The organism is Nocardiopsis sp. NPDC049922 (assembly GCF_040660275.1).
Lineage (GTDB): Bacteria > Actinomycetota > Actinomycetes > Streptosporangiales > Streptosporangiaceae > Nocardiopsis.
Genome location: NZ_JBFAME010000004.1, coordinates 235,765 through 249,258, shown reverse-complemented (window position 1 = coordinate 249,258; position 13,494 = coordinate 235,765). Strand labels below are relative to the sequence as shown.

Here is a 13,494-nt window from a genome sequence, read left to right as displayed (position 1 = left end):
CGGCGGCTCAGCGCCGCCGTCGGCGCAGCGCCACCCCGGCGAGCGTGGCCAGGGCGAGGGACGCGCCGAGCGAGCCCACCAGGACCCGGGCCCGGCGGATCTTCGACTTCTGGTGGTCGCGGTCGTTGACGTGCGGGAACGGCCGGTCCGGGGGCGCCTCGACCCCGAGGAACCGGCACAGCGGCTCCCAGCCCTCGCGGACGTCGTAGACGAGCAGGCGGTCGGCGGGCACGTGCGCGCGGACCTCCTCGATGTGGCGTTCGAAGACACCGATGGCGTGCTCCCGGTCGGTGAACCGCCCGCCGAAGGTGCCGTTCCAGATGATCGCCTCGGTCATCCCGGCCATGCCGCGCGCGGTCGGGAAGAAGGGGGCGGCCACCCGGGCCACCCAGGTGGAGAGCCGGTAGATGGTCTCCCGGGTGCTGCTGTACCAGCGTTCGGGGTCGCGCACGGTCAGCACCACCCTGGCCTCGGGGTAGGCCTCGATCAGCTCGCGCCAGAAGTAGCACCCGGGCCAGTCCACGGTGGACCGGTATCCGCCCAGGAGCCGGTCCCAGTCCACGGGGCCGCCCTGGGCCGCCTCCAGCCAGAGCCGCTTGTGGCCGGGCGAGGCGATCGCCTCCCGCATGTGGTAGCAGGGCCCGAGTCCGAGCTCCTCCAACGCGACCTTGAGCGACAGGGTGCCGGTCCGCCCGAACCCCACTCCGATCACGTGCATCGCCAACTCCTTCCGTCGGTCCGCGCGTCTCAGCGCATGTAGGTGGAGTGCGGGACGTCGGTGACGAACATCCGCCCCGGCACGTGCGTGACCGCGAACTCCAGCCGCGAGGCGGCGACCGCCGCCTGGGTGGTGACGCCGCACGCCCAGAAGGCGGGGACGTCGTCGCCGACGGTCACCGGGTCGCCGAAGTCGGGGCGTCCCAGGTCGGCGACGCCCAGCGCCTCCGGGTCGCCGATGTGCACGGGGGCGCCGTGCACGTCGGGGAACCGGTCGGTGATCCGCACCGCCGTGGTGACCAGGTGCGCGGGGATCGGCCGCATCGACACCACGAGCGGCCCGGACAGCGCGCCCGCCGGGCGGGTGGCCCGGTTGGTCACGTACATCGGGTCGGTGACGCCCTCCTCGATGTGCCGGATCGGCACCCCCGCCTCCATGAGGGCGAGCTCGAAGGTGAGGCTGCACCCGACGAGGAAGCCGACCATGTCCTCCCGCCAGTACGGGGTGGCGTCGGTGACCCGGTCGACCACCTCGCCGTCCCGCCACACGAGGTAGGCGGGCAGGTCGGTGCGCAGGTCGGCGCCCTCGGCCAGCACCGTGGCGGGGCTGCCGACGTCGGTCACGTCCAGCAGCGGGCAGGCCTGCTGGTTGCGCTGGGCGAACAGCAGCAGGTCGTAGGCGGCCGACCGGGGCACCGCGATGAGGTTGGCCTGCGCGTGGCGGCTGGCCCACCCGATCGTGGCGGTGTCCAGCCCGCCCCGGAACAGGGCGCGCGCCCGGGCCGCCGTGAGCTCGGCGGGGTCGCCCACGTCGGGGGGTCCGGCGACCGCCCCGACCGCCGCCACGCCGTTCGTCGCCGCGCTCATCCGACCACCGCCAGGTCGCGGTCGAGCGTGGTGAGCAGCTCGTTCCCGGCGGCGCGGACCACGAACGGGTCCTCCACCTGGACGGCGCCGAACCCGAACTCGTAGTAGGGCGTCTCGATGTTCACGACCGTCCCCTCCTCGATCACGTCGTCGTTGTCGGGGGCGATCAGCACGCGGTCGTAGACCTCCACGCCGATGCCGTGCCCCACGTGGTTGCGCCGGTAGTGGCCGACACCGGCCGCGCGGACCGCCTCCACGGTGATGTCGAACAGCTCCTTTCCGGTCATGCCGGGCGCGGCCTCGGCGATCGCGCGCTCCTCGCCCGCGAGCATGGCCGCGTAGTGGTGGCGCAGCTTCGCGGAGGGCTCGCCGACGCTCACGACCCGGGCGATGTCGGCCCAGTAGCCCTCGTGCACGCATCCGACGTCGAACCAGACCGCGTCCCCGGAGCGCAGCGGCGTGTCGGTCGGCCGGGTCTGGCCCATGACGGCGTTGGCGCCGACCTTGACGTGCGTGAACCTCGGCCGACCGCCCTCCCCGGCCACCGTCCGCTCGAACTCGCGGACCAGCGCGCGCTCGGTGACGCCGGGGCGGGCGATGTCGGCGACCGCCCGGATCCCCCTCTCCGCGACGGCGGCCACGGCGCGCAGTCGGCGCAGCTCCTCCTCCGTCTTGACCTTGCGCACCCAGCGCAGCAGCGCGGACCCGCCCGGCCGGACGTCGGCTCCGGGCAGGGTCTCCCGCAGGGTGGGCAGCAGGTCGGCCCGGGCGGCGTCCTCGTCGACCATGACGCGGGCCGTGTCCAGGCCCGCCCGCCGCAGCACCGCCACGAGGGCGTCGGCGGGGGTGGCGGGCGCGGTCCCGTCGCCCCACAGCTCCCGCAGCCGCCGCTGGCGGTCGTCGAGCCCGTCGGCGTCCGCGCGCTCCCGGTGGAAGCGGCCGTAGCCCGTGGCGCCGTCCAGGTCGACGGCGGCGTCGAGCGCCTGGTCCAGGTCGCAGCGGGAGGTGATCAGGTGGGGGCGGGTGAGCCGGTCGCGGGTGACGACGGCGAAGCACGCTCCGGTGTGCGGGAAGATCTCCAGGGTGACGCTGGCGACGCCGGTCAGGTAGTGGACGTTCTCCAGCGTGGTCGCCACCAGGACGTCCACGCCCTGCTCGTCCATGCGGCGGGCCAGCCGTTCGGTGTGGGCGAGCGGTGCGGTGCGGGCCGGCAACGGGCCCCTCCTCTCCTCGGGTGCCGTCACGGCCGCCCCCCTCCCACGGGTCGGGGCGTGGCGGGGTGGTGCGGAGTGCGTGCGGCGGCCAGCAGGCCCTCCAGGGTGTCCAGACCGGCTTCGGCCAGGGGCGTCGCGATGCCGCGCGCCTCCAGCCAGGCGTCGTCGAAGGACTCGCCGAGGTAGTTGACGCCGCCGTCGGGGGCCACGACCACGATCCGGCTGCCGGGGTGGTGGTGCGCGAAGTGCAGGGCGCCGAAGACGGCCGCGCCCGCCGACTCCCCGACCAGCAGCCCCTCGGTCCGGGCGAGCATCCGGCTGGTGGCGATGCCCTCGTGGTCCTCGACCAGGTGCACCCGGTCGACGACCTCGGCTCTGAGGTTGCCGGGCGGCCAGGCGATCCCCAGGCCGCGCATCGCCCAGCACCCCACCGGGTAGCCGAAGGCGGCGGAGCCCGCGGCGTCCACGCCGAGGGTCACCACGTGCGGGCGCTCCTCCTTCAGGGCGGTGGACACGCCGCTGATGTGGCCGCCGGTGCCCACGGCCGCGACGAGCGCGTCGAAGTCGGGGACCTCGTCCATCAGCTCGCGGGCGGTCCGCTCGGCGTGCGTGGCGGAGTTGTCGGGGTTGTTGTACTGGTCGGGCCAGAAGGAGTCCGGGATCTCGTCCATGAGCTGCCGGACGCGTTCGCGGCGGGGCCGCTGGTAGCCGCCGTTCTCGTCCGGGGTGCGGATGATCTCCAGTTCGGCGCCCAGCGCGGAGACGAAGTCGATCATCGACCGCGGCGCCTTGGGGTCGGTCACCAGGACCACCCGGTAGCCCTTGGCCGCGCCGATCATGGCCAGGGCCTTGCCCATGTTGCCCGAGGTGGACTCGATGATCGTGCCGTCGGGTTTGAGGCGGCCGTCGAGTTCGGCGCGGGTGATCATGCCGAGGGCGGTCCGGTCCTTGATGCTGCCCGCGGGGTTGAACCCCTCCAGCTTGACCAGGATCTCCGAGCCGTTGCCCACGCTCATCCGGCACAGCCGCACGATCGGGGTGTGCCCCACCGCTTCCAGTACGTTGTCGTAAACCATGTTCAGCCCCCCAGGGGCGTTGGATCGCCGATGTGTTCGGTTCCGCGGACGAGGCGGAGGCGGGTCGGGGCCGTCAGAGGGCCAGCCGGACCCGGTAGTGGTCGAGCCACAGGTTCAGTTGCAGGACGAGGTCGATGTCGGCCCTGCTCAGGCGGTTCCGGACGAGTTCGTCGGGCGACTCGGCGAGGCGGGCCGCGGCGTGGAGGTCGATGAGCGGCAGGACCGGGGAGGCGGGGTCGGCGAGGATCGCGGTGAACTCCTCCTGGAGCCGCCGCGCGTAGGCGGGGTTCCTGCTCACCGGCGTGGCGCTCTGCGGGCGCCGGACCACCTTCTCCGGGAGCGTGTCCGCGACGGCGGCGCGCAGGAGCCCCTTCTCGATCCCGCCGTGCCGCTGCATCTCGGCGGGGATGTTGTAGGCGTACTCCACCAGTTCGACGCTGTTGATCGGCGCCCGCATCTGGAGGCCGACGGAGTTGTACAGCCCCGCGTCCGTGCGGAATCGGGTGAGGAGCAGGTGGGAGAGCCGCCGGATGCGGCGCTGCGCCTCGTCGTCCTCGGGGAGGAACTCGACCTCGGCGACGCTCTCGGCGTAGGAGTCCCGGTAGTAGGTGGGCAGGTCGAGCTTGCGCAGGGTGTCGTGGTTGAGCAGGCGGGTGCCGAACCCGTTCTCCGCCCCGTGCCGCTGCGCCAGCGCGATCCAGGGGAAGGTCCCGGAGTCGACCAGCTGGGGGTCGGTCGACCAGCGGGCGCCGTGGAAGAGCTGGTCGCCCATGCCGCCGGTGAAGGCGGTCCGACCGCCCTCGGCCGCCACGTGCTGGAGGAAGAGGTACTGGGAGGCGTCCATGTCGTAGATGCGGGTGGGGCAGTCCTTGGCCCGCATCAGACCCAGGCGCACGTCGGGGTCGAGGATCTGGCGGGCGTCCAGCTCGACCAGCCGGTGCCGGGAGCCGACGTGCTCGGCGACGGCGCGGGCGAAGGGCGCGTCCTGGGTGTCGCGGACGGCGTCGCGCTGGAACTCGCCGTCGGTGAAGCCGACGGTGAACGTGCGCAGGTCGGCGGCGCCCCTGCGGCGCAGCTCGGCCGCGACCAGGGCGGTGACGGAGGAGGAGTCGATGCCGCCGGAGAGGGTGGCGACCAGCCCGTCGGTGTCCTCCGGCACGGACCGCCGGACGTTCTCCTCCAGGAGTTCGCGGACCCGGGCGACGGTGGCGTCCACGTCGTCGGTGTGCGGGCGCGGCTCCAGGTCCCAGTAGCGGTGGCGGTGCCAGCCGGACCGCCCGTAGCGGACCACCTCGGCGGAGTCGACCTGGCCGAACCCGCTGAAGAGGGGGCCGGGCGGGAGGGCGTGCGCGATGACCTCCCGCAGCCCCTCCATGTCCACGACCGGGTCGACCTCGGGGTGGGCGAGCAGGGTCTTGCGCTCGGAGGCGAAGACCAGGCCGGTGCGGGTGGGCGCGTGGTACAGGGTCTGGCCGCCCATCCGGTCGCGGGCCAGGACCAGTTCCTCGGCGCGCCCGTCCCAGATCGCGAGGGCGAACGCGCCGCCCAGGCGGCGCACGACGTCCTCGCCCCACATCAGGTAGGCGCGGGCGACGAGTTCGGCGGTGGAGGCTCCGGGGGTGACGCCGCACCGGCCCGCGCGGAGCTGGCGTGCCAGCTCGCCGAGGCCCGTGGGGGCGCCGGTGACGCACGTGACGACCGTCGCGCCGCCGACGTCGATCGCGAACGGCTGGTCGGCGGCCCCCGCCCCGGTCCCGAGGGCGCGGTAGCCGAGAGCGGCCCGGGGGGAGAGCCAGAGCCCCTCCCCGTCCGGGCCGCGGTTGGCCATGGTCGCGGTCAGCGTGATGAGCAGTGACCGGTGGCGTTCCAGATCCCGTTCGAAGTCGATCACGCCAACAACGCCGGACATCGCGGCACCTCAATTCCTGTGGATCGGCTGGATCGGCCCCACGGTCCGGTACGGCGGACTCCGTACCTTCCCGTCTGCCCGACCAAGGCTCGCAGCGGCGCATCGAAGCCGAATCGAACGCGGCTGAAGGTGCTCTGGGGAGGAAGCGCCCACGGTCGTACATCCCGCGCGGTATCCGGCACGGAACGCGTACAGCGCGAGTCGTCCACGTGTTTCCGTCGCGCGCACGTTGGAGGGCGGCTGGTCGCGCGGTTACCTTCGGCGCGCATCGAACGTGGATCGCACCGGAGAGGGAACCACGCGAAAGGGAGGGAGACACCGATGCGCGTACTTCTCATGGGCGTCGTCGGACTGGTCGCCGGATTCCTGGTGGGGCTGGTCGTCGACCAGGTCGTCGGGGTCGTCTCGGTCCTGGCCTTCGACCGGCCCGTCGGCATCCGCGGGCTGCCGATCGTCCTCGCGCTGGTGTTCTGCGCCGGCGGGCTGGTCCTCGGCTCGCGCTCGCGCTCCAGCTGACGTCCGCCGGAAGCACGGGCGGGCGTCAGCCGTCGCGGTGGAGCCGCGGGCGTCCGCCGTCTGGGACGGGCACGGGCACGCGATCACGTCCGTCGTGGGGAACGGAACGCGGGAGTCAGTGGGGGGCGGAAGGGAGACCCCGGGCCGACGTCAGGGGCCGTCGGGGTCGTGGGAACGCCGGGACGCGGCGATGTGGGGAGGTGGGGAGGTGGGGAGGTGGGGAAAGGTGGGTCGGGCCGCTCAGCGGTCCAGCGCGAACGGTCGGGCCGCCGGCTGGAGGCGGGGATCGGCTCCGTCGCTGTCGCTCTTGAGCCGCTCCCGGGCGTAGAGCTTGATGAGCTCGTGGAAGTAGAACTGCACGTCCCGCTGGCCGCCCTGCATCCAGACCTGGAGGAAGCGCTTCTCGACGAGTGCGGCGAGCAGCGGTTCCACCTCCTCGACCGGGGTGCTGAGGAAACAGGCGACCTGCGCGGCGGTGAACACGTTGTCCTGGAGGATGCTCAGCAGCCGGAACAGGCTCGCCTCGCGAACGTGCAGCTGCACGTAGCTGCTGTCGTACCGCGACCGCAGGTCCAACCCCTGGAAACGGAGGTAGTCCAGGCGGCGGTCGGCGTCCTCGAGCTCGCGCGCGATGCTGGCCAGCGGGAGCCCCGGCACGGCCGCCAGGCGGGCGCCGACCACCCGCACCGCCAGGGGCAGCCCCCCGCACGCCCGCACGATCGCGGCCGCCTCGCGGGGTTCCCGGTCGACGCGCTGGGCGCGCACGATGCTCCTGAGGGCGTCGATGGCGTCCTCCCCGTCCAGCCCGCTCAGAGAGATGGCCTCGGCCTCGTGGAGGATGTGCGGTCGGCTGGTGACGATCACCCCGCACTCGGCACTGCCGGGGAAGAGGTGTTCGACCTGTTCGGCCGAGGCCGCGTTGTCCAACACGACGAGGATCCTGCTGTCGGCGGTGCAGGTACGGAAGAGCTTGCCCGCCTCCTCCAGGTCGTCGGGAACGGTCTCGGCCGGGACGCCGAGCGCGCCGAGGAAGCCCTCCAGTATGTGCAGGGGGTCCACGGGGCACACCTGGTCGCCGCCGAGCTTGGCGAACAACTGCCCGTCCTCGAACCGCCACCGCAGCCGGTGCGCGGCCCGGATGGCCAGGGCGGTCTTGCCCACGCCGGGCATCCCCGTGACCGACGCGACCCGTACACCCGCCTCCCCGCCCTCACCGGAGAACTGCTCCTCCAGCATCCGCATCTCGCGCCGGTATCCGCGGAAGTGCGGGACGTCCGGCGGGATCTGCGCCGGGGTGTGGGCGAGGGAGTGGTACCGCTGGCGCGGAGCGCGCGGGGGGTGGTCCTCGGGTCCGGGGTCGGCGGACAGCAGGTCCTGCTGTATGGCCCGTACCTCCAAGGAGGGCTCCAGCCCGAGTTCGAGGACGAGCGTCTCGCGCAGGGCACGGTAGACGTCGAGTGCCTCGTAGCGCCGCCCCGCCTTGTTGAGGGCGACCATGAGCTTGGCGTGCAGCCCCTCGTGGAGCGGATGCGCCGAGGTCAGCGAGCGCAGTTCGCCGATGAGCCCCTCGTGGCGGCCGAGCCGGAGCTCGACCTCGATCCGCAGTTCGAGCGCCCGCAGCCGGAGTTCCTCCAGACGCGCGACCTGCGACGCGAGGAGATCCCCCTTTTCGACGTCGGCCAACGCGGGTCCGCGCCACACCGACAAGCCGTGGGTCAGGCGGTCGACGGACTCTTCGAGATCGCCCGCGTTGAAAAGCGCCTTTCCATCATTGACGCATTCTTCGAACTGTGCTATATCCACCTCGGCTTCGGGAGAGGAAACCATGTAACCGGAGGGGCGCGTCTGGATATCGACGCCCTCGCCGGCCGAGCGCAGGATCTTGCGCAGCTTGTACACGTAGGTTTGCAGCGTGGGCACCGCACTCGGAGGGGGCGACCCCCGCCAGAGTTCGTCGATCAATTCCGCCGTCTGGACCAGCGCGTTGCTTCTCAGCAGCAGCAGCGCCAACACCTGGCGGAGCTTGGGAGCGCTCGGTGTGACGTCAGAGGCGCCGATGCGGACCTCGAGTGGCCCCAGTAGGCGGAAATCGACGCACGCGGGACGCTCCAGGCACTGGACTCCCCCGGGGATCCGCCCGGGCTCGTTCGTGCAGCTTTCCAGTCCGGTTGGTTCTCTGTACCTGGTCAATCGAGACACGCCAACTTTCCACAATGGTCGTGATCATGCACGGTCAGCGAACGATCAATCCTCTTCCTGGGAAGTTTTTTTGCGGGTCAACCACCCTTGTGGGGGGTCGGCACAAAGTTTCACCCCCCGATAGAATCCAGGTTGTAACCAACATGCAACCCCCCGCAACCCCGGCTGGCGCACTTTTCTCCCGCCACCCTCGACCGCTTCACCGGTCGGCCATCAAACGTTGCTCCACCAGGTGGCTTCCCGGACGGTATGAGACCTTCGGCAGTATCGATCCGACCGCTGGAAAACCGCTAGTCCGCCCATAGAACCCGCCTCCCCCAGGCCGTCCGTCCGACGACCGTCGACCGGCCACCACCGCCCTGAACTCGACGGACGCCCGGACACACCGCATCGAACCGACTACAGCGTCCGGTCAGCGGGACACCACCGGACCGGTGGACAATCCTCGCGTCGGTCGCGGCGCCCCGGTCCGGACACCGAGGCCGACACCCACGGAAGGGACACGCATGATCGACATCGAGGCCGCCCGCGCCGACACGCCCGGCTGCCGGGGACGGATCTTCCTCGACAGCGCGGGCTCCTCCCTGCCGCCCGCGCCCGTGCTCGACGAGGTGGTCGCCCACCTGCGGCGCGAGGCGGAGATCGGCGGGTACCGCGCCTACGCCGAACGGGCGGAGGACGTCGAGGCGGGCCACGCCGTGTTCGCCGACCTCCTCGGCTGCGCGCCCGACGAGGTGGCCTTCACCGACAGCGCCACCCGGTCGTGGCTGACCCTGGCCGGGTCGGTGCCGCTGGGCGCCGGGGACCGCGTCCTGGTCACCGAGGCCGAGTACGGGGCGAACGCCGTCGCGCTCCTACGCCTGGCCGAGCGCGCCGGGGCGAGCGTGGAGGTCGTCCCCTCCGACTCCTCGGGCGCGATGTCGGTCGAGGCGCTGCGCGGAATGCTCGACGAGCGCGTGAGACTGCTCTCCCTCGTCCACGTCCCCACCAACTCCGGACTGACCAACCCCGTACGCGAAGCGGTCAAGGCCGCGCACGAGGTGGACGCGCTGGTGCTGCTGGACGCCTGCCAGTCCGTGGGCCAGCTGCCCGTGCGGATGGACGACCTCGGGGTCGACATGCTCTCCGGGACGGGACGCAAGTGGCTGCGCGGCCCGCGCGGCACCGGTTTCCTCGCCGTCCGCCGCTCCGCCGCCGAACGCCTACGACCGCTGCTCGTCGACCACTCCGGCGCGGAGTGGGACAGCGCCACCACCTACCGGCTGCGTGACGACGCCCGCGTCCACCAGCTGTGGGAGTACGGCGTGGCCGAGCGCCTGGGTCTGATCGCCGCCGCCCGCTACGCCCTGGACCTGGGGGTGGCGGCGATCGCCGCCGCCGTCGCCGACCGCGCGGGACGGCTGCGCCGGGGGCTGGGCGGGATCGGGGGCGTGGAGGTGACCGACATCGGCGCCGAGCACAACGGGATCGTCACGTTCACCTGCGCCGGGGCGGAGCCGCGGCGGGTGGCGACGGCGCTGTGGGACGCGGGGGTGGCCGTCACGGTGAGCCCGCGCGCGTCCACCCGGTTCGACATGGAGCGACGCGGGCTGGAGGCGGTCGTACGGGCGTCGCCGCACTACTTCGTCTCGCACGACGACATCGACCGGGCGGTGGAGACCCTGGCGGGGATCCTGCGGGGCGGGCGGGGGGACGTCCGGTGAGCCCGGTGCCGCGCCCTACGTTCGGGCGCGCCCCCGGGATGAGGCCGCCTACATCCGAGGACGTAGGCGCGCCGCACCCTCCCCCGTCCGGAGCTGTAGGCCGATTGCAGCCTCAGGAGCGATGCCCCGGCGGCCCGGGGCGGGCGAGCATGACGTGACGAACGCGCCCCGAAAGGCCATCCACGATGCTCGACGATCCCCTGCTCCTGGCGCGACTCCAGTTCGCGCTCACCGCGGCGACGCACTACATGTTCGTCGCCCTCACCCTCGGACTCGCCCCCTACATCCTGTTCACCCAGCTCGGCGCCGTGCGGCGCCGCGACGGGGCCCGGCTGCGCGCGGTGCGGTTCTGGGGCGGGCTGTACGTGGTCAACTACGCGATGGGCATCCTGTCCGGGCTGGTCATGGAGCTGCAGCTCGCGCTCAACTGGCAGGGCCTGACCACGATGTTCGGGTACACGTTCGGCGCGCCGCTGGCCATCGAGACCATGGCGGCGTTCTTCGTCGAGTCGACCTTCCTGGGCCTGTGGATCTTCGGTTGGGACCGGATGTCGCGCTGGGCGCACTGGGCGTGCTTCCTCGTCGTCACCCTCACCGCCTACGCCTCGGCGTACTGGGTGCTGGTCGCCAACGGCTTCCTCAAGTGGCCCTCGGGCTTCTCGGTCCAGGACGGGACGGCGGTCCTCGACGACCCCGTGGCCCTGCTGGTCAACCCGTCGGGCCTGATGGCCTTCGCCCACGTGGCGGCCTCGGCCCTGCTGGTGGGCGGCGCGGTGATCGCGGCGACCAGCGCCTTCCACGTCCGACGGGGGCGCGACGCCGAGGGGATGTTCCGCCGGAGCCTGCGACACGGGCTGGCGCTCGTGATGGTCGGGCTGATCCCGACCATCGCCACCGGCTTCTCGCAGCTCACGATGTACGGCCAGGAGCCGCCGACCAGCGGGATGACCTACACCGCCGAGGAGATCGCGCGGATCGAGCGGGGTTTCCGGGGGTTCGAGGAGGGCTCCGACGTGAGCACCTCACTCATCCTCAGCGTGTCCGGCGACATGCTCATGATGACGTCCTGGGCGCTGCTGTTCCTGCTGTGCCTGGTGTCGGCGACGGTGTGGCTGTCCCGGCGGCTCGACCGGTGGCGCTGGCACCTGCGGATGCTCGCCGTCACGCCCGTCCTCCCCTACGCGGCGAGCGTCGGCGGGTGGGTCTTCCGCGAGACCGAACGCCAGCCCTGGACCGTGCGCCACCACCTGACCACCGCCGACGCGGTCACCGACATGTCGCCCCTGATGGCCGCGACCTCGTTCACCCTGTTCACCCTGGCCTTCGCCGTGCTCGGCACGGTCACCGCGTGGTTGCTGGTCCGGTTCGCCCGCCGGGGCCCCGAGGCCGGCCCCCTGGCCGCCGCCCCGGAGGGTGCGGCCGACGAGGACCGGGACCGCCTGACCACTCCGACCCTGTAAGGGAGCCAGCATGGAAACCGTCCCCGTACTCTTCCTGACCGGCCTGGTCGTGGGCTACTTCGTGCTCGCCGGATGCGACGTCGGGCTGGGCATGCTCACGCCCTACCTGGCCCGGACTCCCACGGAGCGGCGCCGGTTGGTGTCGGCGCTCGCGCCCTACTTCCTCGGCACCGAGGTGTGGCTGGTCGGCACGGTCGGTGTGATCGCCGGGCTGTTCCCGGCGCTGAAGGACGTGCTGTTCGGCGGTGGGATGTGGGCGGTGTTCACCGCGCTGCTGGCCGGGTGGCTGTTCCGCGACGCGGGGCTGTGGCTGCGGGCGCGGGTGGACGCGCCCGGGTGGCGGTCGGTGTGCGACGCGGCGGTGACCGGCGGCAGCTGGGTCCTGGCGGTGACGTGGGGGCTGGCGCTGGGCGGCCTGCTCTCCGGCGGCCAGCCGCTCAGCCCGTTCTCGCTCGCGTGCGCGCTGGTCGTGGCCGTGCTGTTCCTGCTGCGCGGGGCTGCCTTCGGCGCCGAGCGCATGGTGCCCGCGCACGCCGACACCACCGCGGCGCCACGCGAGGCCGACGCCGCGCCGAGCGCGGACGAGGCGGCCCGGCTCACACGTCAGCTGGCCCGGATCGGACTGGTCGCGGCGGTGATCGCGATCGTCCTGGCCGTGCTGCCGTTCGGCGGGCTGGAGGTGGACCGGCCGCTGGCGCTGGCCGGGGTGGCCGCCGTCCCGGTGGTGGCGCTGGCGGCGACCGCCGGGCTGTCCGGACCGCACCTGTCGCGACACACCTCGGCGGTGGCGATCGGGGCGGTGCCGGTGGTGGCCGGCGCCGCGCTGTCGCTGCCGTTCGGTGTCGCACCGACCGGGACGCTCGTGCTCACCGGTGTGTCGATCCTGCCGGTGCTGCCGCTCATGGTCATCGGCCAGGTGGCGCTCTACCGGATGCTGCGGCGCCCGACGGAGGAACACGGGTTCTTCACGGCGTCCGTACCCCCTGCTCCCGTCGCTCGGTGACCGCGCGTCCCTCCCCTCCCATCCCAGTGGGGTCACCGGGCACGGGTGGGGCGGGTGGGGCCGGGCCGGTCCCACCCGCCCGTGCTCTCTCGGGCCTCCGCTTCGCGGGTCCGGGGGACGGTCAGGAGAGCCAGCCGGGGCGGACGGCCCCCGACTCGTAGGCGATGACGACCAACTGGGCGCGGTCGCGGGCGCCGAGCTTGGTCAGGACCCGACTGACGTGCGTCTTCGCGGTGGCGATGGAGACGACCAGCCGTTCGGCGAGCTCCTCGTTGCTGAGCCCGGCCGCCACGCCCGCCAGGACCTCGCGTTCGCGCTCGGTCAGGCTGTTCAGCCGCGGAGCTGGGGGCGGCTCCTTGATCCGGTCGACGAACTCGGCGATCAGCCGCCGGGTCACCGCCGGGGCGAGCAGGGAGTCGCCGCGGGCGGCCACCCGGACGGCGTGGATGAGCTCCATCGGCTCGGTGTCCTTGACCAGGAAGCCGCTGGCCCCGGCGCGGAGCGCGGAGTAGACGTACTCGTCCAGGTCGAACGTGGTGAGGATGACGACGCGGACGTCGGCGAGCCTGGGGTCGGCGGCGATGCGCCGGGTGGCCTCCAGCCCGTCGACCCCCGGCATCCGGATGTCCATGAGCACCACGTCGGGCCGCTCGCTGACGGCGAGCCCCACGGCCTCCTCGCCGTCGGCCGCCTCGGCGACGACGGAGATGTCCTCCTCGCCGTCCAGGATCGAGCGGAAGCCCGCCCGCACCAGGGTCTGGTCGTCGGCGATCACCACGTTGACCACAAGGATCCCCTTCTGTCGCCCGTCGGCGGCAATGTTCTATCAG

Annotated in this window: 11 protein-coding genes; 4 read left to right on the top strand and 7 right to left on the bottom strand. The window is 72.7% G+C overall.

Going from position 1 to position 13,494, the window contains the following annotated elements; all coding sequences use genetic code 11:
• Positions 1-7 precede the first annotated feature (7 nt).
• The 5 genes from AB0I72_RS10090 to AB0I72_RS10070 form a co-directional block, all read right to left on the bottom strand.
• Positions 8-718, bottom strand: a complete 711-nt coding sequence (locus AB0I72_RS10090; RefSeq protein WP_358565151.1) for a sulfotransferase family protein — start codon at positions 716-718, stop codon at positions 8-10.
• 29 nt (positions 719-747) lie between these two features.
• Positions 748-1,527 (bottom strand): putative hydro-lyase, encoded by a 780-nt coding sequence (locus AB0I72_RS10085; protein WP_358565625.1) that lies wholly within the window; start codon positions 1,525-1,527, stop codon positions 748-750.
• A gap of 53 nt (positions 1,528-1,580) precedes the next feature.
• On the bottom strand, positions 1,581-2,798 hold the full coding sequence (locus tag AB0I72_RS10080) for a Xaa-Pro peptidase family protein (protein WP_358565148.1): 1,218 nt from the start codon (positions 2,796-2,798) through the stop codon (positions 1,581-1,583).
• Positions 2,799-2,824: 26 nt separating this feature from the next.
• On the bottom strand, positions 2,825-3,874 hold the full coding sequence (locus tag AB0I72_RS10075) for a cysteine synthase family protein (protein WP_358565145.1): 1,050 nt from the start codon (positions 3,872-3,874) through the stop codon (positions 2,825-2,827).
• Between the two features lie 73 nt (positions 3,875-3,947).
• On the bottom strand, positions 3,948-5,783 hold the full coding sequence (locus AB0I72_RS10070) for an asparagine synthetase B (RefSeq protein ID WP_358565142.1): 1,836 nt from the start codon (positions 5,781-5,783) through the stop codon (positions 3,948-3,950).
• A 321-nt stretch (positions 5,784-6,104) separates the two neighbouring features.
• Here AB0I72_RS10070 and AB0I72_RS10065 point away from each other — a divergent pair, with 321 nt between their 5' ends.
• Complete coding sequence (locus AB0I72_RS10065; RefSeq protein WP_358565139.1) at positions 6,105-6,299, top strand: DUF5957 family protein; 195 nt, start codon at positions 6,105-6,107, stop codon at positions 6,297-6,299.
• A gap of 240 nt (positions 6,300-6,539) precedes the next feature.
• On the opposite strand, the gene AB0I72_RS10060 is transcribed toward AB0I72_RS10065, so the two are convergent.
• Positions 6,540-8,498 (bottom strand): BTAD domain-containing putative transcriptional regulator, encoded by a 1,959-nt coding sequence (locus AB0I72_RS10060; protein WP_358565136.1) that lies wholly within the window; start codon positions 8,496-8,498, stop codon positions 6,540-6,542.
• Between the two features lie 506 nt (positions 8,499-9,004).
• Here AB0I72_RS10060 and AB0I72_RS10055 point away from each other — a divergent pair.
• From AB0I72_RS10055 to AB0I72_RS10045, 3 genes are all read left to right on the top strand, one after another.
• Positions 9,005-10,201: an aminotransferase class V-fold PLP-dependent enzyme gene (locus AB0I72_RS10055; RefSeq protein ID WP_358565133.1), complete on the top strand. Its 1,197-nt coding sequence runs from the start codon at positions 9,005-9,007 to the stop codon at positions 10,199-10,201.
• Positions 10,202-10,386: 185 nt separating this feature from the next.
• The gene (locus AB0I72_RS10050; RefSeq protein WP_358565130.1) at positions 10,387-11,661 is read left to right on the top strand and encodes a cytochrome ubiquinol oxidase subunit I; all 1,275 of its coding nucleotides are present in this window, start codon (positions 10,387-10,389) and stop codon (positions 11,659-11,661) included.
• Between the two features lie 10 nt (positions 11,662-11,671).
• Positions 11,672-12,664 (top strand): cytochrome d ubiquinol oxidase subunit II, encoded by a 993-nt coding sequence (locus AB0I72_RS10045; protein ID WP_358565127.1) that lies wholly within the window; start codon positions 11,672-11,674, stop codon positions 12,662-12,664.
• A 121-nt stretch (positions 12,665-12,785) separates the two neighbouring features.
• Here AB0I72_RS10045 and AB0I72_RS10040 read toward each other — a convergent pair whose 3' ends face one another.
• The gene (locus tag AB0I72_RS10040; protein WP_358565124.1) at positions 12,786-13,451 is read right to left on the bottom strand and encodes a response regulator transcription factor; all 666 of its coding nucleotides are present in this window, start codon (positions 13,449-13,451) and stop codon (positions 12,786-12,788) included.
• Between the last annotated feature and the right edge of the window lie 43 nt (positions 13,452-13,494).